At 68.0% G+C, this 24,812-nt stretch carries 31 protein-coding genes, 1 pseudogene and 1 riboswitch; of the genes and pseudogenes, 13 read left to right on the plus strand and 19 right to left on the minus strand.

Going from position 1 to position 24,812, the window contains the following annotated elements; all coding sequences use genetic code 11:
• Nucleotides 1-144: pseudogene (locus tag H6G99_RS16470) on the plus strand (Crp/Fnr family transcriptional regulator); the annotation flags it as partial.
• A 6-nt stretch (nucleotides 145-150) separates the two neighbouring features.
• Nucleotides 151-423: a hypothetical protein gene (locus tag H6G99_RS15045; RefSeq protein ID WP_094584089.1), complete on the plus strand. Its 273-nt coding sequence runs from the start codon at nucleotides 151-153 to the stop codon at nucleotides 421-423.
• Nucleotides 424-456: 33 nt separating this feature from the next.
• Here the strand turns inward: H6G99_RS15045 and H6G99_RS15050 are convergent, their stop codons facing one another.
• On the minus strand, nucleotides 457-1,038 hold the full coding sequence (locus H6G99_RS15050; RefSeq protein ID WP_190612358.1) for a ferritin: 582 nt from the start codon (nucleotides 1,036-1,038) through the stop codon (nucleotides 457-459).
• A gap of 143 nt (nucleotides 1,039-1,181) precedes the next feature.
• On the opposite strand from H6G99_RS15050, the gene H6G99_RS15055 reads away from it, so the two are divergent.
• The gene (locus H6G99_RS15055; protein WP_094584087.1) at nucleotides 1,182-1,685 is read left to right on the plus strand and encodes a hypothetical protein; all 504 of its coding nucleotides are present in this window, start codon (nucleotides 1,182-1,184) and stop codon (nucleotides 1,683-1,685) included.
• On the opposite strand, the gene H6G99_RS15060 is transcribed toward H6G99_RS15055, so the two are convergent.
• The 3 genes from H6G99_RS15060 to H6G99_RS15070 form a co-directional block, all read right to left on the minus strand.
• The gene (locus H6G99_RS15060) at nucleotides 1,610-2,647 is read right to left on the minus strand and encodes a histone deacetylase family protein (protein WP_286191196.1); all 1,038 of its coding nucleotides are present in this window, start codon (nucleotides 2,645-2,647) and stop codon (nucleotides 1,610-1,612) included. The two genes, H6G99_RS15055 and H6G99_RS15060, sit on opposite strands and share 76 nt — an antisense overlap.
• On the minus strand, nucleotides 2,572-2,889 hold the full coding sequence (locus H6G99_RS15065; RefSeq protein WP_190612359.1) for a DUF1830 domain-containing protein: 318 nt from the start codon (nucleotides 2,887-2,889) through the stop codon (nucleotides 2,572-2,574). The genes H6G99_RS15060 and H6G99_RS15065 overlap by 76 nt, the downstream gene beginning before the upstream one ends.
• A 117-nt stretch (nucleotides 2,890-3,006) precedes the next feature.
• On the minus strand, nucleotides 3,007-3,309 hold the full coding sequence (locus tag H6G99_RS15070) for a DUF8638 family protein (RefSeq protein ID WP_094584086.1): 303 nt from the start codon (nucleotides 3,307-3,309) through the stop codon (nucleotides 3,007-3,009).
• A gap of 206 nt (nucleotides 3,310-3,515) precedes the next feature.
• On the opposite strand from H6G99_RS15070, the gene H6G99_RS15075 reads away from it, so the two are divergent.
• Nucleotides 3,516-3,956 carry a DCC1-like thiol-disulfide oxidoreductase family protein gene (locus tag H6G99_RS15075; RefSeq protein ID WP_190612444.1) on the plus strand — a complete coding sequence of 147 codons (441 nt, stop codon included), beginning with the start codon at nucleotides 3,516-3,518 and terminating at the stop codon, nucleotides 3,954-3,956.
• A gap of 26 nt (nucleotides 3,957-3,982) precedes the next feature.
• Here H6G99_RS15075 and H6G99_RS15080 read toward each other — a convergent pair whose 3' ends face one another.
• The 3 genes from H6G99_RS15080 to H6G99_RS15090 form a co-directional block, all read right to left on the minus strand.
• Complete coding sequence (locus tag H6G99_RS15080; protein WP_190612360.1) at nucleotides 3,983-4,666, minus strand: M23 family metallopeptidase; 684 nt, start codon at nucleotides 4,664-4,666, stop codon at nucleotides 3,983-3,985.
• A gap of 100 nt (nucleotides 4,667-4,766) precedes the next feature.
• Complete coding sequence (locus H6G99_RS15085) at nucleotides 4,767-5,474, minus strand: hypothetical protein (RefSeq protein ID WP_190612362.1); 708 nt, start codon at nucleotides 5,472-5,474, stop codon at nucleotides 4,767-4,769.
• A gap of 18 nt (nucleotides 5,475-5,492) precedes the next feature.
• Complete coding sequence (locus tag H6G99_RS15090; protein ID WP_198960042.1) at nucleotides 5,493-5,987, minus strand: RDD family protein; 495 nt, start codon at nucleotides 5,985-5,987, stop codon at nucleotides 5,493-5,495.
• A gap of 44 nt (nucleotides 5,988-6,031) precedes the next feature.
• On the opposite strand from H6G99_RS15090, the gene H6G99_RS15095 reads away from it, so the two are divergent.
• Nucleotides 6,032-6,268 (plus strand): hypothetical protein, encoded by a 237-nt coding sequence (locus tag H6G99_RS15095; protein ID WP_190612363.1) that lies wholly within the window; start codon nucleotides 6,032-6,034, stop codon nucleotides 6,266-6,268.
• Nucleotides 6,269-6,329: 61 nt separating this feature from the next.
• On the plus strand, nucleotides 6,330-6,734 hold the full coding sequence (locus tag H6G99_RS15100; protein ID WP_094584080.1) for a hypothetical protein: 405 nt from the start codon (nucleotides 6,330-6,332) through the stop codon (nucleotides 6,732-6,734).
• A gap of 39 nt (nucleotides 6,735-6,773) precedes the next feature.
• On the opposite strand, the gene H6G99_RS15105 is transcribed toward H6G99_RS15100, so the two are convergent.
• The 7 genes from H6G99_RS15105 to H6G99_RS15135 all read right to left on the minus strand — a co-directional run bounded on the left by H6G99_RS15105 (nucleotide 6,774) and on the right by H6G99_RS15135 (nucleotide 14,679).
• Entirely contained in the window at nucleotides 6,774-7,400 is a 627-nt protein-coding gene (locus H6G99_RS15105; protein WP_286191197.1) for a methyltransferase family protein, read from the minus strand.
• Nucleotides 7,401-7,465: 65 nt separating this feature from the next.
• Nucleotides 7,466-8,434, minus strand: coding sequence for a lytic transglycosylase domain-containing protein (locus H6G99_RS15110; protein WP_190612366.1), 969 nt, complete (start codon nucleotides 8,432-8,434; stop codon nucleotides 7,466-7,468).
• A 38-nt stretch (nucleotides 8,435-8,472) separates the two neighbouring features.
• On the minus strand, nucleotides 8,473-10,425 hold the full coding sequence (locus H6G99_RS15115; RefSeq protein ID WP_190612368.1) for an alpha-amylase family glycosyl hydrolase: 1,953 nt from the start codon (nucleotides 10,423-10,425) through the stop codon (nucleotides 8,473-8,475).
• A gap of 4 nt (nucleotides 10,426-10,429) precedes the next feature.
• Nucleotides 10,430-11,356: a carbohydrate kinase family protein gene (locus H6G99_RS15120; RefSeq protein WP_199297247.1), complete on the minus strand. Its 927-nt coding sequence runs from the start codon at nucleotides 11,354-11,356 to the stop codon at nucleotides 10,430-10,432.
• Nucleotides 11,357-12,235, minus strand: coding sequence for an HAD-IIB family hydrolase (locus H6G99_RS15125; RefSeq protein ID WP_286191202.1), 879 nt, complete (start codon nucleotides 12,233-12,235; stop codon nucleotides 11,357-11,359).
• The gene (locus H6G99_RS15130) at nucleotides 12,219-14,357 is read right to left on the minus strand and encodes an HAD family hydrolase (RefSeq protein ID WP_190612372.1); all 2,139 of its coding nucleotides are present in this window, start codon (nucleotides 14,355-14,357) and stop codon (nucleotides 12,219-12,221) included. The genes H6G99_RS15125 and H6G99_RS15130 overlap by 17 nt, the downstream gene beginning before the upstream one ends.
• A gap of 73 nt (nucleotides 14,358-14,430) precedes the next feature.
• The gene (locus H6G99_RS15135; protein ID WP_190612448.1) at nucleotides 14,431-14,679 is read right to left on the minus strand and encodes a chlorophyll a/b-binding protein; all 249 of its coding nucleotides are present in this window, start codon (nucleotides 14,677-14,679) and stop codon (nucleotides 14,431-14,433) included.
• A 146-nt stretch (nucleotides 14,680-14,825) separates the two neighbouring features.
• On the opposite strand from H6G99_RS15135, the gene H6G99_RS15140 reads away from it, so the two are divergent.
• On the plus strand, nucleotides 14,826-15,125 hold the full coding sequence (locus H6G99_RS15140; RefSeq protein ID WP_190612374.1) for a hypothetical protein: 300 nt from the start codon (nucleotides 14,826-14,828) through the stop codon (nucleotides 15,123-15,125).
• Here H6G99_RS15140 and H6G99_RS15145 read toward each other — a convergent pair.
• Entirely contained in the window at nucleotides 15,106-16,062 is a 957-nt protein-coding gene (locus H6G99_RS15145) for an isopenicillin N synthase family dioxygenase (protein ID WP_190612375.1), read from the minus strand. The genes H6G99_RS15140 and H6G99_RS15145 overlap by 20 nt on opposite strands.
• Before the next feature lie 12 nt (nucleotides 16,063-16,074).
• Nucleotides 16,075-16,881, minus strand: coding sequence for a prohibitin family protein (locus tag H6G99_RS15150; RefSeq protein ID WP_190612377.1), 807 nt, complete (start codon nucleotides 16,879-16,881; stop codon nucleotides 16,075-16,077).
• Nucleotides 16,882-16,976: 95 nt separating this feature from the next.
• On the opposite strand from H6G99_RS15150, the gene H6G99_RS15155 reads away from it, so the two are divergent.
• The 3 genes from H6G99_RS15155 to H6G99_RS15165 all read left to right on the plus strand — a co-directional run bounded on the left by H6G99_RS15155 (nucleotide 16,977) and on the right by H6G99_RS15165 (nucleotide 20,927).
• Nucleotides 16,977-17,921, plus strand: a complete 945-nt coding sequence (locus tag H6G99_RS15155) for an AEC family transporter (RefSeq protein ID WP_190612378.1) — start codon at nucleotides 16,977-16,979, stop codon at nucleotides 17,919-17,921.
• A gap of 36 nt (nucleotides 17,922-17,957) precedes the next feature.
• A complete protein-coding gene (locus H6G99_RS15160) occupies nucleotides 17,958-18,539 on the plus strand; it encodes a rhomboid family intramembrane serine protease (RefSeq protein ID WP_094584070.1) in 582 nt (193 codons plus the stop codon).
• 69 nt (nucleotides 18,540-18,608) lie between these two features.
• The gene (locus tag H6G99_RS15165; RefSeq protein ID WP_353617262.1) at nucleotides 18,609-20,927 is read left to right on the plus strand and encodes a CPBP family glutamic-type intramembrane protease; all 2,319 of its coding nucleotides are present in this window, start codon (nucleotides 18,609-18,611) and stop codon (nucleotides 20,925-20,927) included.
• Here H6G99_RS15165 and ppk2 read toward each other — a convergent pair.
• The 3 genes from ppk2 to H6G99_RS15180 form a co-directional block, all read right to left on the minus strand.
• On the minus strand, nucleotides 20,918-21,769 hold the full coding sequence (ppk2, locus tag H6G99_RS15170; RefSeq protein WP_353617263.1) for a polyphosphate kinase 2: 852 nt from the start codon (nucleotides 21,767-21,769) through the stop codon (nucleotides 20,918-20,920). The genes H6G99_RS15165 and ppk2 overlap by 10 nt on opposite strands.
• Nucleotides 21,770-22,015: 246 nt before the next feature.
• The gene (locus tag H6G99_RS15175; RefSeq protein WP_094584067.1) at nucleotides 22,016-22,222 is read right to left on the minus strand and encodes a hypothetical protein; all 207 of its coding nucleotides are present in this window, start codon (nucleotides 22,220-22,222) and stop codon (nucleotides 22,016-22,018) included.
• A gap of 71 nt (nucleotides 22,223-22,293) precedes the next feature.
• Entirely contained in the window at nucleotides 22,294-22,431 is a 138-nt protein-coding gene (locus H6G99_RS15180) for a hypothetical protein (RefSeq protein ID WP_190612454.1), read from the minus strand.
• Nucleotides 22,432-22,658: 227 nt separating this feature from the next.
• On the opposite strand from H6G99_RS15180, the gene H6G99_RS15185 reads away from it, so the two are divergent.
• From H6G99_RS15185 to H6G99_RS15195, 3 genes are all read left to right on the plus strand, one after another.
• Nucleotides 22,659-22,937: a DUF3136 domain-containing protein gene (locus tag H6G99_RS15185; RefSeq protein WP_094584066.1), complete on the plus strand. Its 279-nt coding sequence runs from the start codon at nucleotides 22,659-22,661 to the stop codon at nucleotides 22,935-22,937.
• 68 nt (nucleotides 22,938-23,005) lie between these two features.
• A riboswitch (guanidine-I (ykkC/yxkD leader) is annotated at nucleotides 23,006-23,165 on the plus strand.
• A gap of 31 nt (nucleotides 23,166-23,196) precedes the next feature.
• Nucleotides 23,197-24,411: an agmatinase gene (gene speB, locus H6G99_RS15190; RefSeq protein WP_094584065.1), complete on the plus strand. Its 1,215-nt coding sequence runs from the start codon at nucleotides 23,197-23,199 to the stop codon at nucleotides 24,409-24,411.
• Nucleotides 24,412-24,414: 3 nt separating this feature from the next.
• A complete protein-coding gene (locus H6G99_RS15195; protein ID WP_094584064.1) occupies nucleotides 24,415-24,810 on the plus strand; it encodes a hydrogenase maturation nickel metallochaperone HypA/HybF in 396 nt (131 codons plus the stop codon).
• Nucleotides 24,811-24,812: the final 2 nt, after the last annotated feature.

Consider the following 24,812-nt stretch of genomic DNA (forward strand, 5'->3'; position numbering starts at 1 on the left):
GGGGAGCTGATCGGCACCACCCGCGTCACCACCACCCGGCTGATCTCCCGCATCCGGGCCGCCGACCTGATGCAGGTCCCCAGCGGCGAGACCAGCCTGCGGCTGGCACCAGCCCTGGTGGATGGCGCTCCCCTGGCGGCATGAACCGCGATGGCCGCCCCGATCCACACCGGCGACAGTCTCATCGGCAGCCTCTGCCGCGACATGGCCGCCGTGCGCCAGAGCTGGCAGCGGCTGAAGGGGCAAGGGGCCGCCTGCCGCGACGAACGGCTCCGCCTGAGGCTTGGCCGTGAAACCCGCCGACTCGAGCAACGCCGCCTGGAACTGCAGCGCCAGGCCCATGCACTGACGCGTCTGCCCCTGCGCGATCCCCTCGGCGCCGCCTTTCTGCTGGAGATCACCAGCCGTCCCCTGGCCGCCTGATCCGCCGGGGGAAGGGGGCCGGTGCCCGAGGGTTCAGACCTGAGCAGCGACCGGAGCCTGGGCCGCAGCCAGTTCCCCATCGATCAGCAGCATGGAGGCAGCCTCCTGGCGCCCGAAGCGCACCCGACCGAGCAGGTGGGCCGCGCCGTTCTCGGCGGCGATCTGGCCCTGGATCATCGGGTCGAGGAAGACGGTGGTGCGCACGTCGCCGGCGCGCTCGGCCATGGAATAGAGGAGCTGCAGGGACGTGGTGACATCGGCCTCGAGGCGGAAGGCATCCGCGAGCACAGACTCGAAGTCGGTCCAGCGCTGACAGGGGGCGGGCAGCTCCCCGAGGTCCACCGTCTGACCGCGGGCGATCAGGTAATCGGCCAGCAGGCCGGCATGCTGCTGTTCGCCACGGGACTCGGCCATGAGGTGGGCGGCGAAGCCACGCAGTTCCCGCTCGGCGAACCAGAGGGCCATGGCCCAGTAGGCGGCGCTGGCCTTGCGCTCCAGACCCAGGTGGTCCTGCAGACCCTCCAGCAGCGCGGCATCCATGGGCTGGGCCATGGGCCTCCCGGCGGGCCCGGTGGCCACCGCGGTGCTGGGCAGGGAGGAGGTCGTGGAGGTCATCACAAGCAGCCTGGGGGGAAGGACCCATGGACCGTCCGCCCAATGTAAGGAGCCTGGCAACGAACCGGCCCATCAAGAACCGAGCCATTCCGCACGCGTCGCCGGCGGGGCTGCCCAGACTCAGGGGGCCCTGGAACGTCCCCATGGCCACCGTTGTCGACCACGCCCTGCGTCTGCGCAGCCTCTGGATCGCCTGGCTGCTGGCGATGCTGTTCCATGTGGAGCTGGGCCTGATGCCCCTGTTCCACGGGATCTCCCCGGAGATCCATGGCCATGTGGCGGCCTCCCGGCTGCCGCTGCTGTTCGGCGCCATGCTGGCGTACTTCCTGGTGCCCCTGGCTGCGGTCGTGCTGATCGCCTACGCCGCCAGTGATCCGGGCCAGCCGCGCCGCTGGCGCCACTGGCGCTCTGCCCATTTCTGGCTGAGCGTTGTCTATACCCTCACCAACCTGCCCCACCTGGCCGCCGACATCCTGGTGCCGGACGCCCGGGCCGACCAGATCGTGCTGATGCTGGCGATGGTGCTGATCGGCCTGCTGATCAACCGCGAGGCCTGGTTCTGGTGGCGTGGTCAGCGCGGCCCGCTGTCCCCCAGCAGGCAGGCCACGTGGGCGACACTGGCCGACGCCAGGCCCTTCAGGTCGTAGCCGCCCTCCAGGGCGGACACCAGACGGCCCTGGGCATGGTCGGCGGCAATGGTGAGCAGCAGCTGGGTCAGGGCCGTGAAATCCCCGTCCTGCAGCAAGAAATCCCCCAGGGGATCGCCGGCCCTGGAATCGAAACCGGCCGAGATCAGCACGAAGTCCGGGGCGAAGGCCTCCGCCAGCGGCAGGAGCTCCTCCCGCCAGGCGGCCACCAGCTCGGGCCCAGACGTTCCGGCCGGCAGTGGGCAGTTGCGGGTGGTGCCGGCCCCGGCCCCCTCCCCCCGCTCCTGGCGGGTGCCCGACCCCGGATAGAGCGGCGCCTGATGGCTGCTGAAGAACAGCACCGAGGGGTCGCTCCAGAAAATGTCCTGGGTGCCGTTGCCGTGGTGCACGTCCCAGTCGACGACCAGGATCTTCTCGAGACCATGGACCGCCTGCAGGTGGCGGGCGGCGACGGCCACGTTGTTGTAGATGCAGAAGCCCATGCCCCGCGCCGCACTGGCATGGTGCCCAGGGGGCCTGACAACCGCATAGGCCCGGCGCACCCGCTGCTCCATGACGGCCTCCACCGCCGCCAGCACCCCCCCCGCCGCCAGCCGCGCCGTGCGCTCCGAGTGGGGGCTGATGGCGGTGTCACCGGTGGAGAGCTGGTCACGGCCCGCCTGGATGTCCTCCTTGACCCGCTGCAGATACCCCGGGGCGTGGCAGCGCAGCAGCTCCGCGTCCGTGGCCGGGCGCGGTGGAAGGATCCGGCAGCGGGCCAGCAGACCAGCCCGCTCCAGGCCCTGGATCACGGCATCGACCCGGGCGGGGCACTCCGGATGCCAGGGGCCGGTGATGTGGTCGCGGTAGCTGGCGCTGCAGACGATGCCGACGTCCGGGGCCGGCGTCAGTGGGGCAGAAGGCAGACCGAGCTGGCGTTGCCCCTCACCCCCACCGCTCGGTTGGGAACCTGGGGCAGCCATTCCGGACGGGGCGACACCTCACTCTGCTGCATGGCCAGGGCGTCGGCGGGGAGCTGTTCGCTGAGGACGACACCCACCGAATCCCGCGCCCAGATCTCCACATCCGTGGCGGGCGGGCAATGGAAAGTGAGCACTTCGAAGGGAAAGACAACCCGTTCGAGGAAGAAATCCTCGGGCCCACAGCAGCGGATGATCCGCATCCGTTCCGAACAGTTGCGATAGCTACAAAGTAAGGCGTCCATGGTGCCCTCCGACCTGGCTGAGACCTGACCATGGCATCAACACACGGTCCCTACGGCATGTCGGTTGCCGATGCGACGAAGAATCGGCAATGAGTGTTTCTACCGCTTAAGGGCGACTCAACTGCGCCTGAGCCAATTCGGAGCTCCGCTGAACCAGTCGCCCAGATCGTCCCGGCCGGGATCGAATCCGCCGCTGTCACAAGGGTCGCCCAGATCCAGCGAGCCCGTGAAGCGATCGAGTTCCGATTCGGGCTCACCCCGTTGCTGGGTGCGCTGGGCCCGCCGCAACCAGCTCCAGACACTGGCATCGCGATCAGCGAACTTCTGAACATAGATGCGCTCATGGAGGCTGACCGGGCGGGAATCGGCAATCCTGCCGATGATCTCCTGGAGCCTCAGACGGGTGGTTGGTGTGAGCATCATTCCAGTCATCCATTGGCAGAGGATCTAACCGTTCTGAGGAATCGAACGGTGCCGAGGATCACAGAATCCAGCCACCTGTCAGGACTTGGTGAAATCGATCCTTCGACGCCCCTGCGCCGCTCTTCTGCCGCCGGCGCCAGAATCGAATCTTCCGATCACGCTGCCGAAGTCTCGGCCGCCCACCCTTGATCCCCTCTGCCGCGATGGGCGCCCCCCCATCCCCACCGCCCGATCCGGCCCCGCAGACCCTGGGGCTCGTCGCCCCGCAGACCCTGCGCCTCGTCTACGACGGGGGCTGTCCGTTCTGCCGTCACTTCGCCCTCAGCAGCGAACTGCGCGGCGGGATCCCCCATCTGCAGATCGTCGATGGGCGGGCCGACGCGGCCCTGCGCCATGACCTGCGGGAGCGGGGCCTGCCGCTGGCCCAGGGGGCGGTCCTGCTCCAGGGGGAGAGGGCCTGGCACGGGGCGGAGGCCGTGCGGCAGCTCTGCGCCCTGATGCGGCCCAGTGATCCCCTGCTGCAACTGCTGGTGCCGCTGTTCGACGGACCGTCCCGCAGCCGCCGCCTGTATCCCCTGCTGCTGGCAGCGCGGCGCCTGGCCCTGGCCCTGAAGCGCCTGCCGCTGGATCCCGACCACGCCTGAATGGCGAGGCCCGCCGACACCCTGGCTCAGGGCAGCGGCGGCAAGGGCGCCCGGCCCGCCACGGAGGGGCCGGTGCCGATCGTCTGTAGCAGCGGCGAGGGGTCCACAGCCACCAGCCGTCCCTGGCGCATCTGGCGCCACTCGAAGTGCAGATGGGCCGTGGTGGCCGAGCCACTGCTGCCCACCCGGCCGATGGGCTGCCCCGCCACCAGGCTCTCCCCGGGCAGAACCGCCACATCCAGCAGGTGGGCGTAAAGGCTCTGCCAGCCGAGGCCGTGGTCGATCACCACGAGCAGGCCGTAGCCACCCACCTCATCCACCAGCCGCACGGTGCCGGGCAGCACGGCGAACACCGGCGTGCCCTCCGGGGCGATCAGATCGAGGCCGGTGTGCATGCGCCAGGCGTTGCGCGCGTCGGCCAGCCGCCAGCCGAACGGGGCCTGCTCGCTGGGCTGCAGGCCGAGGGGATAGCCCAGGGCCCCGGCCTGGGGCACCGGGAACGCCCCCACCGGTGCCGGCTTGTAGCGGGACCGCAGTGGATCCGGCAGACGGTCGTTCTGCCCCAGGTCCCCCACCGGCACCTCCAGGGGAATCTCCAAGGGCCGGGGCGGCGGCTCCCCCATCGCCAGCAGGGGCAGGGGCGCCAGGGACAGGGGCAGGAGCCAGGGAAGGGCCAGCGCCGTCAGAAACCGTCGGAAGCGGGAGTCCATCCGCCTGCTGCAAGGGACCGTGAAGGCCTTGGTAACGCCCCTGGCCGCCCCTGCCAAGACGGGGATGTCGGGACGCGGATGCCCGTCGAGCCCGGCACGGTCAGGGAGCGCTGGCGGGCTCCGGGCTCTGGGGCAGCACCACCATGGCGCTGGCGATGGCGGTGTCCATCACGATCCGCAGCGCCAGGCAGGGATCGATCACCTCCCGGCCCATGGTGATCGCCTTCTGGGCCACCAGGCCGTACAGGATCGGCCACTCCACCACCTCGGGGCAGAACCGCCGGGCCAGCGGCAGCAGGGCCGGCCAGAGGCTCGGCAGCGACTGCAGGGATTCGGGTGACGGCTGGTGGGCGTCGGGCACCTGCGGCACGCCGAAGTCCCCCTGGCCGAGGTGCTCCATCCCGTGGCGCCACAGCGCCGTCGGGTCCGGCAGGGCCGTGCAGCCCGCCTGCTGGGCGGCACCGGCGGCCAGGCCCCAGGTGGAATAGGGATCGTTGAACAGGGCCTGGACCAGCCCCTCGCCCACCAGGCAGGAGCCCCCGTCCCCGGTGCCGACAACGTGCAGTCCCGAAAGCTCCGCCAGGCCGGCCGCCCTGGACCGGGCCCGCACACCGGCCTGACAGGCCTGACCCGCCAGGGCACCGCAGACCGCCAGCAGCGATTCGACGTGCACGCCCCGGTCGGACGCCATGGCCTTCAGGAGCCGGCGGCTGATCTCTTCGGCACCGATCCGGGCCCCCACCAGGGGGTCCTGGGCGCGGCGGGCGGCGATGGCCTCATCGAGGGGATCGGGGGAGGGAGCTGTCATGGCCGCAGGGGACGGATGTCAGGGAGGTCCAGCACCAGCGTTCCCGGCCCCGGTCGCGCGACGGGGCACACGGATCACCACCGTGCCGGCGAGCTTGTCGTGCCAGCCCTGGCGACGGGGATCCCAGGCGATCCAGAGGAAGCCGAGAAGCAGGGGCAGGGTCGAGAGGATGTAGCCCCCATAGCGCAGGCACCACTGACGCAGGCCGGGCTCGCCGCCGGTTCCGGCATCGACGATTCTCAGGCGCAGCATCAACTTGCCGGGCGTGCCCTGCTTCCAGCGCCAGAACAGGATCACCACCAGGGCCGACACCACCGTGCTGAGAACCAGCACCGCCGTCTCGTCCGGCACGATGAAAACCAGGAGCGGCAGGGGGGCGGTGATGATCAGCATCAGCACCGAATCGATCAGCGAGGCCGCCGTACGGACCCGGAATCCCGCGTAGGCGATGGCCGGGGCGGGGGAGGTTTCGCTGCGCTCCATCGGGCCATCTTCTCCTCCCGAGAGCGACATGGGGCGGAGCGGTGTTAGGACTGTGGAGATTCTGTCCTTGGCCAATGAGAGCCCTTACCTTCCTCTTCGCCCTGATGGTGGGTCTGGCCATGGCGTTTCTCGCTCCGGCGATGGCCGGCGGCCACGACCAGGCCCCCGCAGCGATGGTGGCTCCCGAGATGGCCGATGCGGCGGCCACGGATCTTCTGGCCTCTGATCTCCTCGCCGCCGATCTGCTCTCCAGCGACCTGCTCGCCGAACTGAGCATCGATCCGGCCCCCGGCCTCGACGTCGCGGCCTGAGTCGCGACCACCCTCTCAACCCAACCTCATCAACGCAACGGTCGGGCTGGCATCTGAACCCATGGCTCGCACCCTGCTTGACCCCCGTCTGACCCTGGTCTCCCTGCGGCCGGAGCAGCCCGACAGCGCTCCCTCGGACCGATCCGAGGAGCCGCTCGGCAAGGGCTTTGCAGCCTCACGCCCCCGCGGCCAGGGCAAGGCCTCCGGCACCAAGGGGCGCCGCAAGAAGGGCACGGGCCTCTCCGCCGCCGACCACGGCCCCCTGGGCCGAAGCCCCAGCCTGGAGGCCATCGAGGCCAGGGCCCGTCTCGGGCTGGCGCTGGCGGGCCGGCTGCGGGAAGCCGATGTGACCGTGGCCTGGAAGAGGGCCGCCGCCGAGCATCACCCCGACCGCGGCGGCCGCCACGCCACGATGCAGGCGGTCAATGGCGCCCGGGATGTGCTGCTCGGCAGGGGTCTCGGCTGAGGCCAGGCTTCCGAGCCCTGCTCCGCTTGCCCTGCAGCGCTAGACGAGCCCGGGCAGCAGCCACCAGCTGCTCTGGCGATAGGCCTCGAACGCGGGATAGCGCTCGGCCATGGAGGCTTCCTTGCGGATCATGCGAGGGAGGTACAGCGCCAGCACCGAGGCGGGCAGCAGCCAGGCCCACGGCGAACCGGCGATCACCGCGAAGCTGCTGTAGCGGAGCAGGTCGCCCAGGTAGTTGACATGGCGGACGCGGCGCCAGGCCCCATCCGCCACCAGGGTGGCCCCCAGGGCCTTGGCGGTACCTTTCTGCACATCGGCCGCCGTGTTCAGCAGCGATCCGAAGATGTAGAGGCTGAGCCCCAGGGCGATCGTCAGCGGGCCGATGGGCACCGGATTGGCCATGGCCAGCCAGCCGGGCACGGCGTAGAACACCCCGACGTAGAGCACCACCGCGACGGCCTGCGGCGGCTGAACCACCTCGGTGAAGAGCTGGGTGGTGCGCCAGGGGAACAGCACCTCCTCGAGCAGCCACCAGAGGCAGTAGCTGATGTGAAGGGCCAGGTAGATCGCGACCCGCCCGGAGTCCAGCCCCAGCACCAGGGCCGGCACCAGCAGCGCCACGATGGTGGTCACCTTGGCGATGTTGATCGCTTGCAGCTGGGTCATGGGCCGCTGGGTCATGGGGAAGCCGGGTCATCGGAACCCAGCGGGATCCCATGCTGGCAGGCCCCTCAGGGTGCTGGAGGGGCCGAGGCGGGGAAGCGCTCCAGGTAGGTGGCGACCGGAAGGGGGCGGGGCTGGTTGTAGCCCACCGGCAGCCAGAGGTCGCCGGCGGAGGAGGCGTAATGGATCTCCCAGTGGTACAGGCCCGTGAAGGCCTGGGGATCCATGCGCAGCAGCTCGGCGTAGAGCAGCACGGCCCGGACGTAATGCCGGCTGTTGTTGTAGCCCCAGAGCCCCCGGCGGATGTCCCGCAGGCCACCGCGCCGCACCAGATACCTGGCGGCGGCGTGGATCGCGTCTTCAGGATCGCGGATGTCGCCCTTGCCGACGCCCGGCTGGGCCCAGGTGGTGGGAAGGAACTGCATCGGGCCCCGGGCGTCGGCGACGGAGACGCCATCGATGCGGCCCATGCCCGTTTCGACCAGGTTGATGGCGGCCAGGACCTCCCAGGGGATGCCGGTGGCGGCGGACGCCTCCCGGTAGTAGCGCAGCAGGTCGGCGGCGGGCTCGGGCGGGATGATCCGCCAGGCGGGAACCACGGCCGGGCGCCGCCCCCCCCGATGCATGGCCAGAAACTCCCGGCGGGCCGCCAGGTGGCGGTCCATCACCCCCTGCCAGCGGACCGGCAGGAAGGCCCGCACCCGGGTGGCCAGGGCCGGATCGGTGGCGAGCCTGCGATAGATGACCTGCTGGCGGTGCCCCAGCTCGCCCAAGAGTTCGGCCGGGGTGTCGGTGGAGCGGAGGGCCATCTCGGCGACGGCCAGCTGGGAGGCGATGGCGGCTGGGTCCGCCGGCAGCCGGGGATAGGCGCGCGGGGCCGGCTGCGGCGGCGATGGCTCCGGCGTCGCGGGTGTTGTCGCGGCTGGAGTGGACGCTGCAGGGGTGCTGCCGCTGGGGGGCGGCTGCACCGACACGGTGACGGCCACCGCCGCCGAGGCCAGCAGCAGGGCCAGCAGAACGGGGGTGACGACGCGCATGGGCAGGGGAAGCGTCGGGCGGGGGGAGAATCGGGCGCTCAGGTCTTGGTCAGCCAGTAGAACTGGTAAGCCTGCAGCACGATGCGACTGCCGGACTGGGACGGCCGCCGGCCCGAGTGAAGATCGACCAGTCCATCGTGGCTGTTGAAGACCGGCGGCACCAGGCTTTCGAGATCGAAGAACCGGGGCTGGTCGTTGAAGTTGGCCACCACCAGCACCAGCTCCGATGGCCGCAGGTGGTTGGTGCGCACGAACGCCAGCAGATGGTCGTTCTCCAGGGGCAGGATCTGGCGGTTGTTGAAATCGGCAAAGGCTGAGATCTCCTTCCGGATCGCGATCATCTTCTTCATCGCCGAGAAGATCGCATGCTCCACGGTCCCCTGCTTCCATCGGAGCTCGGCCCTGGTCCAGTCGATCTTTGGGCGATGCACCCAGCGGGTGTCATTGCACTTGCTGGGGTCGGCGTAGAAGCTGTAATCGTTCAGCACACCAAGGGCATCGCCGTTGTAGATGAGCGGGATACCCCCGAACGACAGAATGACCCCATGCATCAGCAGGATGCGGCTGATGGCGGTGGCGATCAGCTGCTGATCCTTCGATTCCAGGGCCGACTCCAGACCGACGAGGGAGGCCAGGGAACCGCAGATTCGCGCATCACCCGTGGTGTCATTGGGCATGAAGATAAGCCCGCGGGGAATCGCATCGAAATCCCCCTTGAAATACTCGATCAGAAAGCGCCGGTGGGCGCGGGGGTCGTAGCCCACCTGTTCGATGTCACTGTCATCGAAACCGAAACCGATGTCGTCATGGCAGCGGACGTAGTTCAGCCAGGTGGCCCGCTCCAGCTTGCTGGGCAGGCTCTTGAGGCCCTGGCAGAGGAGCCGGGTGTTGCGGGTGGCCACACCGTCCCAGAGCAAGGCCATCAGGGTGGCGTTGTAGGCAATCTCACATTCCTTGGCCACGATGGCGTCTTCACCGAAGTATTTGGTGATTTCGGTGGGGGCCACGATGGCCTCGGCGATGAACAGGACACCCGGCGCGGTCACCTGGCAGCAGTCCTTCATCAACTGCAGGATGAGGTGGGCCTTGCGTTCGTTCTGGCAGCTGGTGCCAAGCTTCTTCCAGAGAAAGGCAACGGCATCGAGCCGCAGAACATCCACACCCTGGTTGGCCCAGAACAGCAGCACATCGAGCATTTCGATGAACACCGCCGGGTTGGAGTAGTTGAGGTCCCACTGGTATTCGTGGAAGACCGTCATCACCCACTTCTGCATCTCCCCATTCCAGGTGAAGTTGCCCGGATCGCTTTCAGGGAACACCTCGGGCATGCTCTGCTCGAAGACATCAGGAATATCCCGGTTGTCAAAGACGTGGTAATAATCCTGATAATGTTGTTCACCGTCCATGGCACGCTGGGCCCATTCGTGCTCATCCGATGTGTGGTTCAGCACGATATCCAGCACCAGCAGAATCTCACGATTTCTGAACTCGTCGGCAATCCTGCGCAGGTCATCAAGCGTGCCGACCCTGGCATCGATGCGGCGGAAGTCACTGATCGCATAGCCACCGTCGCTCTTTCCGGCTGGGCACATCAGGATCGGAAGGATGTGCACCATGTTGATCCCCAGCTCCTGGAAGTAGCCGATCTTGCTGGCCAGATCAGGAAGATTCTCGGCGAAGCCATTGGAGTAAACAGCCATTCCGACCCACTTCTGGGAGAGGAACCAGTTGTAGTCATCCTCTCTCAGAATATCGAGCGCTTCAAGATCTGGCGAACGGTCGATGTAGCCACGGGCCATGGTTTCGACCAGGCGCAGAAGCTGGAACTTGAAGTCGTCACGATGGCCATAGAGGGTGACGAACAACGAATGGATGGCGTAGAAGTTGGCGCCCAGCCTTGTGTAGAAGTGACGCAAGTCCTGGCGTCGGATCTCTGGACGCAGATCATCCAGGATGGAATTCAGCAGGGAGTGGGAAATCTGTTCGTACATCGGATCAGCCAACCCCCCATGACGCCAGAAACTGCGCATAGACCAACGGGTCATCGATGGTGGCACCCCGCTGTGACACCAGGGCCGCGGCAAACTCCCCGGCGCGGGCCAGGCTCTCGGCCCATGGCCACTGGCGGCTGAGCCCCAGCAGGAGGACGGCGGCGAACCCATCTCCCGCGCCCACGGTGTCGACGACCGGGCCAGCGGCGGTGGGAGCGACGGCAACGATCGCGCCTGAACGCCAGAGCAGGGCACCGAGGGCACCGCGGGTGACCACCAGGGTCTCCAGCCGGTGGCGCTCGGCAAAACGGTGCATGGAGGCGGCCAGGGCATCCCGATCCTCCTCCGGCGGCGCGTCGTCCTCGGGCGGCGCGTCGTTGCACAGCAGGGCCAGCTCCGCCGCATTGAGCTTGACGTGATCGGCATCGTCCACCAGGGGCAGAACCGTCTCGATCGACCACCAGGGACGGCGCAGGTTCACATCCAGGACGATCGGACCTTGGTGCAGTGACTTCAGGGACGCCAGGGCAGCCGCCGAGGGGGGATGGCGAAGGGCCAGGGTGCCGTGATACAGGAGGCCCGTGCCCGAAACTAAGGATGGTTCGGGCGGATCGATGAAGTCGTAGGCGCTGCCCGACACGATCGCGTAGCAGGGCTCGCCATCGACGAGGGTGACGCTCACCCGGCCGGTGGCATGGATCGGGTCGGTCTGCAGAGCGGAAGCATCCAGTCCCCAGCGCCCCATGGCGGAGCGGATCCGCTCGCCCCTGGCATCCCCGCCGACCCGGCTGACAAGTCGGGAAGAGAGACCAAAACCCCTGAGGTGCCAGGCCACATTGAAGGGCGCACCACCAAGAACTTCGGTGCCATCCGGAAAACAATCAAACAGAACTTCTCCAAAGACGGTGATCGGACATCGCGTCGGCATCATTCAATCCAGCTCCGGAATGGCTTCGGCATGAAAATGGCCGATCCCTTCCAGGATGCCGGCACTGTAGTTGCCGTTCATGCCCAGAAAGCCACCTCTGGCAAGATACAAAAACTCAGACGTACCTTTTCGGGCCGACTCCCGCACAGCCTGCTCGGCCACATCCGGATGGGCATTGGCAACCAGCACGGCCGGCAGCCCGCTGGTGAGCACGCAGAGATCATTGCCGCTGTCACCGGCATAGAGCGTCTGTTCAGCTGAAAAGCCCTGCTCCCGCATCAGAAACTCGACCGCATGGAGCTTTCCGGCCCGCTGCGGCAGGACATCCAACAGACCGACACGCGCCGACTCATCGTTGCTGAAGATGAGCGTGGTCGCGATCGCCAGGGGCTCGAGGCAGGCGTGGATGGCCCTGGTGAGGGCGGGGAGATCGGCCAGCGGTGACAGGAAGAAACTGAGCTTGTGGGCGTTCTGCCTGTCCTCGGGCTGCAGCACCAGGCCGGGACATCCCCCCAGAAGGGCGCCCAGCTGGCCCGCGGAACAGCCCTGCCAATCTGCGGCGATGTACCGCGACCAGGCGTCCAGAAGGGACCAGCCATCGCCGTCCCTGACGTGGATGGAACTGCCGACGTCGCCGATGATCCAGTCCGGCTGGGGCAGGTCATAGTCCCGAATCGATTGCTCGATCAAGGCCAGATGCCGGCCGCTGACATAGGCCAGCGAGAACCCCGACTGGCGGAGCACCCTGGCCAGCATGGCTCGGGCCCCCTCCGATTCGGGCAGCTCACCGTTGGGAAGCAGGGTGCGATCCAGGTCCGTGCAGAGCAGCAGGCGTCGCATCGGCGGGAGGTGCGGGGACTGCTCATCACCCGAAGAAGTCATAGTGGTCGATGGCCTCGAGGATTCCAGCGGCATGGGATCTGGCAGAGAAATAGACCCGTTCGGCGTCACTGAGCTGGGCCAGTTCCTGACGATGGGGGCTGTCGACCACCACGCCAAGGGTCTGGCCACGGAGCATGTCTTCATCATCACGGGATCCACCGTTCACCAGAACATGCTGCAGGGGAATCTTCCACTGGTTGGCGACGTAGCGCAGGGCCTGGCCCTTGGAGGCGCGGGCCGGAACGAAGTCAAGAAACTGGCCGAACGAGAGGCTGGTATGGGCAGAGAGCTCATGCTGCCGCAGCAGGGTGAGAATCTCCTCCATGGCAGGCGCCTGCTGGGGATCATAGAAATAGGAGAGCTTGAATCGGCTCTGATGTTCCTTCGCCTGCAGGGTCAGACCGGGCAGTGGATCCATCAGGCGTTTGAGAGCCTGGGGTGTCCAGAGATGATCAATGTGGTGGATCCAGGAGATGTCCGTCGTCAACTGGGGTGGGGTATAGATCTCGGTTCCCAGGCTTGTGATCAGCACATCGGGCATAGGGATGGCATGAATCTTCAGGAGCTTGAGCACCGAGTTGAGCCGTCGTCCGGTGGCAATCCCGAACAGAACCCTGCGGTGCTGCTCCCTCATCAGCTTCACGAAGCGGGAGAGGGCCTCCGGATCACCCAGAAGGGTGTTGTCGATGGCGGTGAAGATGGCGCGGGTTCTTGTCTGAACGGCGGGCGGCTTCGCCAGCGGGGCCGGACGGGCCACGACTCGCTTCTGAACGATCAGATCCTCCACCAGTTTCAGATACCGGCTGGCATGGGCTTCCCAGGAATAGAACCTGGCAATCGTCGTCAGGCCGTTGCTGGAAAAGGTTGACCACACAGCATCATCTTCGAGAATCATCAGCAGGGCGCCGGCAATCGATGCTTCATCAAGAGGATCAATCAGCAGACCATTCCTGCAATTGCCGATGATGTCGACGGGTCCACCGACTTCCGTCGCCACGAGCGGCAGTCCACTGGCCGCCGCCTCGAGCAGGGTGAGCCCGAAGGGTTCAGTGAGGGCCGGGTTCACGAAAACCCCTCGTGAGGAGGCGGCCAGTCGATAGATCTCAGCCACATCACTGGGGGCATGGTGCTTGGGGAGGGCCACCAGGCCATTGAGCTCATGGCAGTCGATGACAAGAAGCAGCTCGGTGAGAACCTGCTGGGCGCCCTCGTTCAGCTCACGGATGTCATTTCGATTCCCGGCAACAATCACAAGATTAGCCAGCTTCTGCAGGCGCTTTGACTTGCCGTAGGCCTCCAGGAGGGTGACGATGTTCTTGCGCTCATCCGGCCTTGAGAGGGCCAGAATCATCGGCTTCTCAGGCTCCCGGAGATACTTGGCAAGGGTGCCGGCAAAGGCGACCGGGCCATCCTCGGGTGTCGGTGGATGGAACTGATTGAGGTCGGTGCCCGGGGGGATGACCGACATCTTCTCAGGGGTGTAGCAGTCGTAGAGTTCGTATTGGTCTTCAATCTCATTGTGGGTGCTGGTGATCACAAGGCTGGCACTGTTCAGCACATCTTCTTCGGCACTGATTCGCTCGGCCATCCGATAACGCTTCTGAATCTCCTCCACGGACAGACCGAGGGCCAGAAGCCGGCGCAGCTTGTCCCTGCCGAGGGAGTGGCCGGTGTGAATCAGCGGCAGACCCGTGAGATGGGACAGGCGAACACCGACATAACCGGCATCGGCGTAATGGCTGTGAAGAATGTCCGGCCGTCGCGGCTGATGATGGAGCCAGCTGAAGAGCTCATCGGTGAAGGCATCGAGATGGCCCCAGAGCTCTTCCTTGGGGATGTAGAGATCCGGTCCTGCAGGAAGCCGAAGGATGCGTGCGTTGGCATCCAGAACCTCGATCGGCTTGCCGTAGTCCTTCGAGACGTCAGCATCCTTGATGCAGCGCGTGACCAGATCCACCTGGGCAACCGCAGGCTGACGGGCCAGGGCCCTGGTCAGTTCCACCACGTATTTCGTCTGCCCGCCGGTATCGGCGTCACGGCCGAGCTCCAGATTCTCTCCACGGATCAGGCCATGGAGGCTGATCATCAGGATGTAGAGGGGGCTGCCAGCGGCTGCGGCCATCACGATTCCCGTCGGGGATGGCCGGCTGGTGAGGATGGCTTCGGCCAGGGACGATCGCCCTGGTACAGGGGCCTCAGCCCAGCAACCAGCGCAGCATCAGGGCCAGCTGACCAAGGATGCCCCTGCCGGTGAACTCCTCGCCGATCAGGGCCGCCAGGAATCCGATCATCGCCACACGCCCGTTGAGACGCTCGACCCCCGCCAGCGCGGCCCGGTTCCAGGGGCGGGCGGTGGTGAGGCCTTCCCCGAAGCGCTCGAGGGGCTCGTATTGAAAGGCCTGGCCGCCCGCGGCCGTGTTGCGCTCGTTCGCGCCGGTCTCCAGTGTGCTGCCTTCGCCTCTGCTGCCTTCGCCTCTGCTGCCTTCGTTCACGGATTCCGCCTCTGGGTGGGCCCAGCCTATGGGGCTCCCGCAGACCGGTGGCGCGCCGAAGCGATCCGGTTACAGTACAGGTGTACCAGAGGCCTGCCATGGTACCCGGCCAGATCGATCCAGCGGTGGCCCCCCTGAGGCGGGCCAACCCCCAGCGCTTCCGGGAGGCGCGAGCCGGGCACCTGGCCGTGGTGGCCATGGCCGGCAGGCCGTGGTTCATCGGCCGGATCTGCGAGCTCAGCGGCCCGACCCCGGCCGATTTCGCCAGGGTTCTCAACATCGACACCGGCGACATCGAGAGAATCCCGGCACCCTGGATCGTCGAACTCATGGGTGACGGCGGCCTTCTGAACGACCGCTATCCTCGCCAGCGGATGCTCAGTTCTCGAGCAGATTGATGCGGTAAAGCACCTCTTCGAGGGCATCTGCAGCGGATATGGCGCTGTAACGCTGCGGCTGATCCGGGCCGCAGCAGGAGGGCACCGGCGCCAGGACCGTCCATGGTCTGGCATGGCAGAACTGCACGACGCTGAAGCGCTCATCGGTGGCCCCCGGCGGCGCCACCACCCGATGCCAGCCGGTGGGGATGCGGCCGTTGGAGAGACGCTCCAACATCAGCCCCGTGTTGATGATCACCCGGCCCTCCGGCGGAGCCGCCTCCACCCATTCCCCGGCCACGCGCACCTGCAGCCCCGGCCCGGTGGCCCTCGGCAGGGCTGTGATCAGATTGATGTCCCCATGGGCCGCCGCCCAGACATGCCCCTCCCCCGGTGCCTGGGCCATGGGGGGGTAGCGCAGGGCCCGGGTGAGGGTGGGGGCCTCCCGCACCATCTCCTCGAAGAAGCCATCACCGCAGCCCATGCCCACGGCGATCACCCGCAGAAAGCGCCGCTGGAGATCGGCGATCGCCCGGTGGAACTCCCCCAGCACGGCGGTGATGCCGGGAACGGCCGCCTCCGGCAGGACCTGCTCGGGATAGAACGCCGGGAACCGGAGCCGCAGGGGATGGCCGGCCGCCAGGGGGGCCGACCAGTTCAGCATCTCCTTCCAGTCCGGGTGATCGCTGCCGGCGGCCGTCTCCAACAGCACCTCCGTGTAACCGGTCTGACCGCTGGCGCCGGGCGCCCGGAAGCGCCGCTTGGTGTCGGCCTCGAGGGCGAAGAACCGCTGCAGGAGCCCGTAGGCGGAGTCCAGCAGGTCAACGGGCAGATCGCTGCTGGTGTAGACGAAGCCGTTGGCCAGGCTGCGCCTCACCCCATCGACGACGGCGTCGCGGGCCCTCGCGTCGCCCCGTTCGAAGGCCAGCAGATCGACATCGAGAATTCCCTCGTCCATCGGGCGTCCCGCTCAGCGGCGGCCGTTGACGATCACCGGGCTGCCGCCGCCCCCGGCCGCCCCAGGCAGGGCCGGCACCACCGAGGTCTGCCCATCCCATTTATCCAGAAACAGCTTGTAGAGCACCTGGTCGTCGAGGCTGGAATTGAGGGTCTGATACCGCTTGGCCTCCTGCTCGGCGATCAGCACCTCCGTCTGGGCCCGCAGCAACTGTTGCTCGGCGATCTGCTTCTGCTCGATCGCGGCGCGGTACTCCTCGGCGATCTGCAGGCCGGTGAGGTCCAGGCCCTGGACGGTCACGTAGTCGAACTTGCGCAGTTCCTCGGCCACCTTCTCCTGCACCAGTTCGGAGATGGAGTTCCACTCGGTGGCGATCGTCACCAGTTCGTACTGGGAGAACACCGACTTGAGGGCCTTCAGCAGGGAGGGCTGGATCACCCGCGGATAGATCTGCTGGTCGTCGGTGGCGATCGTCTCGTAGATGCGACCCGCTTCGGCGGGCTTCATGGCGTACTTCACCGTGGCTGTGGCCTGGATCACCTGCAGGTCCTTGGTGAGGGTGGAGAACTGCTCCGGCCGCACCTGGGTGCGCACATCGAAGAGCGAGGTGTTCTGGGCCAGGGGGATCTTGAAGTTGGCCCCGGGCTGCCGCGGCTCACCGGTGACCTTGCCGAGGGTGGTGACCACGGCCACGCTGCCCGCCGGCACGATGAACACCGTCTGGGTCAGCAGCACCAGGCCGGCGAGCACGGCGGCGAAGACCAGCTGCCAGAGCCCGCCGAAGCCGTTGTCGGCACCGGAGCGCATGGGGGATTGCATCGAAGACCTGGGCATCTGGGGAAGCGACGACCCTAGGCAGCGCCGCAGGCCGGGGACCGCCATGGTGGGTACGCCAGGGGTGCGGTGGAGGGCTGGTGCTGCGGTTCCTGCTCGAACTGATCCCCTGCCTGGGCCTCGGACTGCTGCTGGGGATGCGGTTCCCCGGGCTGCCCGGACGGCTGGCCCCGCCGCTGATCACCTGGGGCATTCCCATCAGCCTGGTGGCCCTGCTGCTGCGGTCGGGCTTCCAGGCCGAGCTGCTCACGGCGGCCCTGATGGCGGCGGCCGCCTCGGGCCTGAGCCTGCTGCTGCTGCGCCTGCCGGCCCTGGGCCGGTGCATCCCTGAGGGCAGCCTGCAACTGGGCTGCGTCGTGGGCAACACCGCCTACTGGGGGCTGCCCGTGGCCCTGGCCCTGCTTCCCCCCGAGGCCATCGGCTTCACGATCGCCTTCGATCTGATGGCCACGCTGATCACCTGGAGCCTCGGTCCGCTGCTGGTGGACCGGCGCGCCACCGGCGTGCGCCGCCAGCTGCGGGCGCTGGCCACCAGCCCGGCCATGCGGGGACTGGCGCTGGCCGTGCTGCTGCACCAGACCCCCTGGAGCGCGGTACTGGCCCAATGGCTGTGGTGGCCGGCCCGGCTGGTGGTTCTGGTGGCCCTGGCCCTGGTGGGGATGCGGTTGGGCCTGATGCTCCGGCGCCGCCCGGCGGGCACGGCCGGCCCCGCCGGCGGTTCGGCCCTGCTGGCGCCCCTGGTGGGCAAGCTGGTGGTGCTCCCGGCGGCCATGCTGCTCCTGGCCGGCCTGCTGGGGCTGCCCTCCCCGTTGCGGGACGCGGTGGTGCTGCAGGCGGCGGCCCCCACCGCCATCTCGGTGCTGCTGCTCACGGAAGCGGCCGCTGCCGGGCGGCAGGAGACCGCCGGAGCCGGGCGGCGGCAGGCGGCCGATGGGGTGGCGTCGCTGGTTCTCTGGAGCACCGCCCTGGCCCTGGTCTCGGTTCCGCTGTGGTGGTGGCTGCTGAGCGGTCCGCTGGGGAGCTAGGACAGGCCGACACGCACTGCCGGTTCGCCTGCGGCCATGGCCGGATCCCTTGCCCAGCGGCTCGACCGCAGCCTGTCCCGTCTGAAGGGCATGGCCGTGCTGCCGGTGCTGATCCTGGCGGTGCCCTGGGTCCAGGAGATCATCGACCAGGTCTTCTTCGGAGGCCGCTGGAACCTGCCGATGGTGCCGGGGGGGCCCTTCCTCGGGGTGCTCACCGCCCCCTTCAGCCATGGAGGCTTCGGCCACCTGATCAGCAACAGCCTCTGGTTCCTGCCCCTGTCCTGGCTGGTGCTGGCCAAGAGCCGGGGCGACTACCTGGCCGTGTGGCTGGGGGTCTACGCCACGGCCATCCCCGTCTGGCTGTTCTGGCACCAGGCCAGCCACGGCCTCTCCGGGGTCATCTACGGACTGCTGGGCTACCTGCTGCTGATCGGCTGGCTGGAGCGCCGCCCCCTCTCGATCCTGCTGTCGCTCACCGCGCTGTTCGCCTACGGGGGGGCGCTGCCCAGCCTGCTGCCGTTCCTGAGTCCCCCGGGGGTGAGCTGGATCGGCCACGCCTCCGGTTTCGCCGGCGGCGTCCTGGCGGCCCTGGCGATCCACCGGGAAAGCGGCGGTTAGGACCCCATGCCGCCACCTGCCATGCCCGGGCGGCCTCGCCCTGACCGCCGCCGCCGGCTGACGCTTCTGGTGTCCGTTGTGGCCATGGTGCTGCTGGTCCTGCCCCTGGCCAGGGGTGCCCTGGGCGCGCCGCCCCCCCCACCGCCCACCAGCTACGACCTGGCCTGGCAGGCCCCCTTCAACCGTCCGGAGCACTATCCGCTGGAGCGTCGGCCGGATCCGGCCCTCTACCGCCCCCATGGCGACTGGTTCGGTCGCCTGATCCTTCCCGCAGCGGCCGAAATGGCCCCGGGCGGCGGCGACTGGGTGTGGCTGGAGCTGGAGCAGGCCCCGGCGGGCCACGACGCCCTGGTCGGCCAGCGCCTGCGGCTGGGCTGGCGGGACGAGCCGATGCTGCGGGCCCTGGTGGGCAAGGTGAGCACGCCGGTGCGGCTCGGGGCCCAGGCCCGGCTGGCGGCGCAGCAGGGGAATGTGGTGCCCACCCGCCTCGACGGCCGCAACGACGTCGGCCCGCTGCAGACCCTGGCGGGGGCCCATCCCCACGACGACATCACCGTGGCGCTCGAGGACGTGGACGTCGAGCGGCGGGACGGCAACACCGTGTTGCGGATCGCTCGCCCGCCCCTGCAGAGCACGGGCCGCTGGGTGGCTCTGGTGCGACTGCTCTCCCGCGACCCTGCCGACCCGGAGCGCTTCCAGGTCCAGCACTACGACCGGGGCCAGGGGGACTTCGTCGGCCCGATCGAGACGGTGCGACTGCCCCGCCAGCCCCCCGACCGCCATGGCCGGCGCTTCTTCGACCCGCAGGGACTGCTGGAGTCCCCCGCGGGCAGCGACGGCTGGTACCTCTACGGCGCCCCGGACAGCGACGGCACCTTCACCGCCCAGGCCCTGGAACCCCGCCACCTCACCCGCCTGGAGAGCGACCGGGTTCTGCGGGGCACCGCCGCCGGCCTCAACGCCATCAGCCGGATCAACTGGAGCGACAGCGAGACCCGGCGCGGCCGCTTCAGCCGGGTGGGCCTGGATCCCGATGGGGAGCACGCCCCCTGGCAAACCGCCGACCGTTCCCTGTTGATCCACAACTTCGGCGGCATCGGCGGGCCCGATGGCGAGCCGATCAGCGGCTTCACGGTGACGGGACACTTCGCCTTCGGTGCCGCCCGGATCGTGATCGATCCCTTCACCGGGGAGCCCCGTTTCGACCTGCGCTACCACCAGATCTACGCCAACAATCCCAACGGCATCGTCTCGGGCAGCCAGGACTGGAGCGCCTACACCGGCAACCTGCAGCGGGGCTGGCTCGGGACGCGGCCGATCTCGGACGTGCTGGTGCGCACCGACCCCCTGCTGCTGGAGGAACTGGCGATCCAGGCGGAGGTGCTGATGGCCCGCTACCGCAGCGGCGACGGCGGCGGCGTCTCGCTGGTGTCGCCGGCCATCTCCTGCGTGCAGGATTCCAGCCAGGCCCTCTGGATCGCCATCGACCAGCTGCGCCGCCGCCGCCGTGAGCTTGACGGCACCGAGCTGCCCCGGCTCGCCTCCCTGGCCCGCTCCCTCGATGCCCTGCTGACCCCCTTCGGCATGGTCCGCGCCGACTGGCGCCACAACGCCTCGCTGATGGACCGCCCCGGCGATGCACCGGACCGCTTCCGGGCCAGCCCCAGCCTCTGGGATGGACTGCTCAGCTGGCGATCGATGCTGCCCCGCCGCGCCCACGACGAGATGGCCCGGGTGTTCCTGCGCCACGGGGACCCGCTCCATGTGCTGCGCACCAACCAGCTCCCCGGCGCCGACCGGCGCCTGGCCCCCCTGGCGCCGACCCAGCTCCTCGGTCAGCTGCCCGTGGTGGGGCTGGCCCTGCCCCGGCTGATGGATGCCTTTTTCACGCCCCTCGGTGGAGCCGGCCTGGCCCTGACGGCCCTGCTGCTGGGGGCCTACGCCGCCATCGCCCTGCCGCTGGGGCGCCGCAGCGGCTTCCTGCCGGCGACGGCTTCAGCGGTGCGGCCCTGGCTGCTGCTGCGCCAGGCCCCGGCCCTGCTGCTGACCCCGGCCCTGGTCGAGGAGACCCTGTTCCGGGCCGCCCTGCTGCCCCACCCCTTGGAAGGTCTCGGCATGGCGGACACCTTCGCCTGGGGGGCCCTGAGCCTGGGGCTCTTCGTCGCCTGGCATCCGCTGGCCGGCCGGCTCTGGTACCGCCGGGGCCGCAAGCTCTTCGACGACGGTCGCTTCCTGCTCCTGGCCGCCCTGCTGGGGGTGACGTGCGTGGCTGCCTACCAGCTCACCGGGTCCATCGCGGCTCCGGTGCTGATCCACTGGCTGGTGGTGCTGATCTGGCTGGAGCTGCTCGGGGGCCGCCGCTGGCTGGTGGAGGGGGCTCAGGGATAGGCGTTGGGCACGAAGAACTGCTCGTTCATCGGGGGACGCTGGTAGTCGGCACCGCTCTTTCGGGGGGGCAGTTCGATCGCCTTGGGTGTCATGTCCTCGTAGGGGACCTTGCTGAGCAGGTGACGGATGCAGTTGAGCCTGGCCCGGCGCTTGTCATTGGCCTCAACGGTGAACCAGGGGGCCTCCGGGATGTTGGTGTGGGCGAACATCTCATCCTTGGCCCGGGAGAACTCCACCCAGCGGTCCCGTGATTCCAGGTCCATCGGGCTGAGCTTCCAGCGGCGGGCCGGATCCTCCAGCCGGGAGCGGAAACGGGCCTCCTGCTCGTCGTCGCTGACGGAGAACCAGTACTTGATCAGGGTGATGCCGCTGCGCACCAGCATGCGCTCGAACTCCGGGCAGGAGAGCATGAATTCATTCACCTGCTCCGGCGTGCAGAAGCCCATCACCTTCTCGACGCCGGCCCGGTTATACCAACTGCGGTCGAACAGGACGATCTCCCCGGCGGAGGGGAAATTCTCGACATAGCGCTGGAAGTACCACTGGGTCTTCTGCTGGTCGGAGGGGGTGCCGAGGGCCACCACGTTGCAGCCCCGTGGGTTGAGCGGCTCGGTGATGCGCTTGATGGTGCCGCCCTTGCCGGCCGCATCCCGGCCCTCGAACAGCAGGATCATGCGGTACCCCACATGCTTCGCCCAGTACTGCATCTTCACCAGCTCCACCTGGAGCCGGGCCAGTTCCTTCTCGTAGAACTTGCGATCCAGTTTCGGGGGACGCCCCTCGGAATGGTTGGCGAGGTCGTCGAAGATCGGAGAGGGCCTGTAGAGATCCGACTCGCTCACGGCGGAAGAGCCGAGGCTTCGGGATTCTTTCGCCTTCGGCGGCTTGATCGTCAGGGTCTTGATCTTGAGACTTCCTTTTTCCTTTTTGTCATGTCCTTTGTCATGGCCTTTGCCAGGACCTTTACCCGAACCTTTGCCCATACCTTTGCCCGTACAGCCGACAGGGGTGTGCTGTCTACGGAATAGCCGATGGATGGGCTCCCGAGAGCAACAAGGAACACCCGACGGCAAAGCGAGAGATTTTCTTCATGTTGGCGCCGGTGCCGACGCGCCGCCGCCCATGGGGGAGAGGCTCGGGGAGGGCAGGTCGGAGGCGGCCACCCACTGGGCGATGAGCTGCTCCTGACGCACCAGCCGGTAGCGGTTCCGCTCGCAGGGATGGTGCCGGTACTGATCCCGGAGGCTCTCCAGCCTGGCGACCAGGGAGTGGTAGACGGGGTGGTTCTTGTTCATCACCTCACGGGTGAGGCTTCAACAGGGGGTGGGGACGGGGGGCCATCGGGCCGCCCTGGCCAGGGCGAGACTCAGACGGCGACGCTGACGCCAGGGGCCCACTGGGCGATCAGCTGCTCCTGGCGGACGACGCGGTAGCGGTTGAGCTCGTTGGGCAGGTCGCTGTACTGCTCGTTGAGGGAGCGGAGCTGCTCCAGCAGCGCGTTCATGACGGGATGGTCCTTGTACATGCCGGGCATTCCTCTGCTGACCAAACCTTAACTGAATCGGAAGGGCCGCCACCCCCCTGTGCCGTCCGGGTCAGCGAACCCCCATGGCGTCCCCCTCAGGCCGGGGGACGCCCGGGGCGGGAATGTCCCCGGATGGGGGGCGCGCCCCGGCCGCCCATGGACGACAGTGGATGGATCTCTGCGGGGCCTGCCCCGAAGGATGGCCGATGACCGCCCGATCGCTTCCAGCGTCCCTACCGAAGGTCACGATCCCGAAAGTCACCATCGGTGAACTGGAGGCCAACTATTCGATGTACTGCAAGGCCCTGCGGCTGCTGGTCCGGGAAGGTCGAACCCTCAAGAAGATCCAGCGCACGGTCTGCTGGCACCGGCTCGAGCAGCTGCACCAGTGCCTGCCGAGCCAGTACAAGGACCCGGACTACCTCTTTCTGCTGCTGCGCCGCGAGACCAACCGCAAGGCGGCCGGTCTCCCCTGTCCTTCCTGAGGCGACCGCACCGATCCCGTAGCAACCGTCACAACCGTCCCGCCCGGGGGCCTTCAGGATCCCAAGGCGGAAATTGCTTCTAGGGTTCCGGTCCCCCATTGCTGGCACTGCCATTCCTGGCACTGCCAGCAGGCGGAGGGATGCCTGGTCCGAGAGAAGCGCACCCACCGAATCCGAGAACCCAGTTCTCACCGGTGTGTGGCACGGAGGGACAAAAGCCCGGGAGACCGCCCCATTCCCACCGTGCCCAGAGGTCCGAATGAACGATCCGTCCAGCGGGAGCCAGGCCGATGCGGCCGAGGCCTTCGACCGGGGGCGCCACCCCGCCGGCAGTGAAGGGGCCAGGGCCCTCGAGAAGGAAGCCGCCCTTCCCCTGACCGGCTGGCAGCAGGAGGTCGACCAGGGCCTTCGCCATGGCCTGGAGGCCGCCGAGAGCATCGTCGACCGGCGCATCTCCACCTTCTCCCGCGGTGAGCTGCCCCACTACGCCGGCATCAACACCTTCATGAAGGCCCCCTACCTGGAGGACGTGAACCGGGTTGGGGAGTTCGACGTGGCGGTGGTGGGGGTTCCCCACGACAGCGGCACCACCTACCGGCCCGGCACCCGCTTCGGTCCCCAGGGCATCCGGCGCATTTCAGCGCTGTACACCCCCTACAACTACGAGATGGGGGTCGACCTGCGCGAGCAGATCACCCTCTGCGACGTGGGTGACATCTTCACCATCCCCGCGAATAACGAGAAGAGCTTCGATCAGATCTCCAAGGGCATCGCCCACGTCTTCGCCAGCGGCGCCTTCCCGATCATCCTGGGCGGCGACCACTCGATCGGCTTCCCCACCGTCCGGGGCGTCTGCCGCCATCTCGGCGACAAGAAGGTGGGCATCATCCACTTCGATCGCCACGTCGACACCCAGGAGACCGACCTGGACGAGCGCATGCACACCACCCCGTGGTTCCACGCGACCAACATGGCCAACGCCCCGGCCGAGAACCTGGTGCAACTGGGCATCGGCGGCTGGCAGGTGCCGCGGGAAGGGGTGAAGGTCTGCCGCGAGCGGGGCACCAACGTGCTCACCGTCACCGACATCTGCGACATGGGCCTGGAGGCGGCGGCCAAATACGCCATCGAGCGCGCCACCGACGGCACCGACTGCGTCTACATCTCCTTCGACATCGACTGCATCGATGCCGGCTTCGTGCCGGGCACCGGCTGGCCCGAGCCCGGCGGCCTGCTGCCGCGCGAGGCCCTCAAGCTGCTGGAGCTGATCGTGCGCAACGTGCCCGTCTGCGGCCTCGAGGTGGTGGAGGTCTCCCCCCCCTACGACGTCAGCGACATGACCTCCCTGATGGCCACCCGGGTCATCTGCGACACCATGGCCCACCTGGTGGTGAGCGGCCAGCTGCCCCGCAAGTCAGCCCCCGCCTGGCTCTCCAAGGACTGCAACATGCAGGTCGACCGCGCCTGGAGATAGGGCATGCATGAAGTCGACATGACGCGCTGCCTGCTGCTGTCCATGAACGAGTGGAAGCAGCAGCACGCTCCCCGGGTGCCGGCGGTGGATCGGGTCCATCTCGAAGTGGGCACCTTCACCTGCGTCGAACCCGACCAGCTGGTGGTCACCTGGGCCGATGCCGTCAAGGGCAGCTGGCTCGACGGCGCCGAGCTGGTGATCGAGTCGGTGCCCCTGGTGGGGCGCTGCGTCCGCTGCCAGGCCACCTACAGCCCCGTTCAAGCCGACGGCTTCCGCTCCCCCTGCTGCCACCACCCGATGGAGGAGATCGTCAGCGGCCGCGAACTGCGGATCCGTTCGGTCGCCTACGGCTTCGATACCGCCCCATCCACTGCTTCCCGTCCCACAGCCGCCTGCTGATC

This window comes from Synechococcus sp. FACHB-909, assembly GCF_014698945.1.
GTDB lineage: Bacteria > Cyanobacteriota > Cyanobacteriia > PCC-6307 > Cyanobiaceae > Cyanobium.

Coding starts and splice junctions, on each gene's coding strand:
- H6G99_RS15045 (WP_094584089.1), top strand. CDS start 151: ATGGCCGCCCCGATCCACACCGGCGACAGTCTCATCGGCAGCCTCTGC.
- H6G99_RS15050 (WP_190612358.1), bottom strand. CDS start 1,038: ATGACCTCCACGACCTCCTCCCTGCCCAGCACCGCGGTGGCCACCGGG.
- H6G99_RS15055 (WP_094584087.1), top strand. CDS start 1,182: ATGGCCACCGTTGTCGACCACGCCCTGCGTCTGCGCAGCCTCTGGATC.
- H6G99_RS15060 (WP_286191196.1), bottom strand. CDS start 2,647: ATGGCTGCCCCAGGTTCCCAACCGAGCGGTGGGGGTGAGGGGCAACGC.
- H6G99_RS15065 (WP_190612359.1), bottom strand. CDS start 2,889: ATGGACGCCTTACTTTGTAGCTATCGCAACTGTTCGGAACGGATGCGG.
- H6G99_RS15070 (WP_094584086.1), bottom strand. CDS start 3,309: ATGCTCACACCAACCACCCGTCTGAGGCTCCAGGAGATCATCGGCAGG.
- H6G99_RS15075 (WP_190612444.1), top strand. CDS start 3,516: ATGGGCGCCCCCCCATCCCCACCGCCCGATCCGGCCCCGCAGACCCTG.
- H6G99_RS15080 (WP_190612360.1), bottom strand. CDS start 4,666: ATGGACTCCCGCTTCCGACGGTTTCTGACGGCGCTGGCCCTTCCCTGG.
- H6G99_RS15085 (WP_190612362.1), bottom strand. CDS start 5,474: ATGACAGCTCCCTCCCCCGATCCCCTCGATGAGGCCATCGCCGCCCGC.
- H6G99_RS15090 (WP_198960042.1), bottom strand. CDS start 5,987: ATGTCGCTCTCGGGAGGAGAAGATGGCCCGATGGAGCGCAGCGAAACC.
- H6G99_RS15095 (WP_190612363.1), top strand. CDS start 6,032: ATGAGAGCCCTTACCTTCCTCTTCGCCCTGATGGTGGGTCTGGCCATG.
- H6G99_RS15100 (WP_094584080.1), top strand. CDS start 6,330: ATGGCTCGCACCCTGCTTGACCCCCGTCTGACCCTGGTCTCCCTGCGG.
- H6G99_RS15105 (WP_286191197.1), bottom strand. CDS start 7,400: ATGACCCAGCTGCAAGCGATCAACATCGCCAAGGTGACCACCATCGTG.
- H6G99_RS15110 (WP_190612366.1), bottom strand. CDS start 8,434: ATGCGCGTCGTCACCCCCGTTCTGCTGGCCCTGCTGCTGGCCTCGGCG.
- H6G99_RS15115 (WP_190612368.1), bottom strand. CDS start 10,425: ATGTACGAACAGATTTCCCACTCCCTGCTGAATTCCATCCTGGATGAT.
- H6G99_RS15120 (WP_199297247.1), bottom strand. CDS start 11,356: ATGATGCCGACGCGATGTCCGATCACCGTCTTTGGAGAAGTTCTGTTT.
- H6G99_RS15125 (WP_286191202.1), bottom strand. CDS start 12,235: ATGACTTCTTCGGGTGATGAGCAGTCCCCGCACCTCCCGCCGATGCGA.
- H6G99_RS15130 (WP_190612372.1), bottom strand. CDS start 14,357: ATGGCCGCAGCCGCTGGCAGCCCCCTCTACATCCTGATGATCAGCCTC.
- H6G99_RS15140 (WP_190612374.1), top strand. CDS start 14,826: ATGGTACCCGGCCAGATCGATCCAGCGGTGGCCCCCCTGAGGCGGGCC.
- H6G99_RS15145 (WP_190612375.1), bottom strand. CDS start 16,062: ATGGACGAGGGAATTCTCGATGTCGATCTGCTGGCCTTCGAACGGGGC.
- H6G99_RS15150 (WP_190612377.1), bottom strand. CDS start 16,881: ATGCAATCCCCCATGCGCTCCGGTGCCGACAACGGCTTCGGCGGGCTC.
- H6G99_RS15160 (WP_094584070.1), top strand. CDS start 17,958: ATGGCCGGATCCCTTGCCCAGCGGCTCGACCGCAGCCTGTCCCGTCTG.
- H6G99_RS15175 (WP_094584067.1), bottom strand. CDS start 22,222: ATGAACAAGAACCACCCCGTCTACCACTCCCTGGTCGCCAGGCTGGAG.
- H6G99_RS15180 (WP_190612454.1), bottom strand. CDS start 22,431: ATGAACGCGCTGCTGGAGCAGCTCCGCTCCCTCAACGAGCAGTACAGC.
- H6G99_RS15185 (WP_094584066.1), top strand. CDS start 22,659: ATGACCGCCCGATCGCTTCCAGCGTCCCTACCGAAGGTCACGATCCCG.
- speB (WP_094584065.1), top strand. CDS start 23,197: ATGAACGATCCGTCCAGCGGGAGCCAGGCCGATGCGGCCGAGGCCTTC.
- H6G99_RS15195 (WP_094584064.1), top strand. CDS start 24,415: ATGCATGAAGTCGACATGACGCGCTGCCTGCTGCTGTCCATGAACGAG.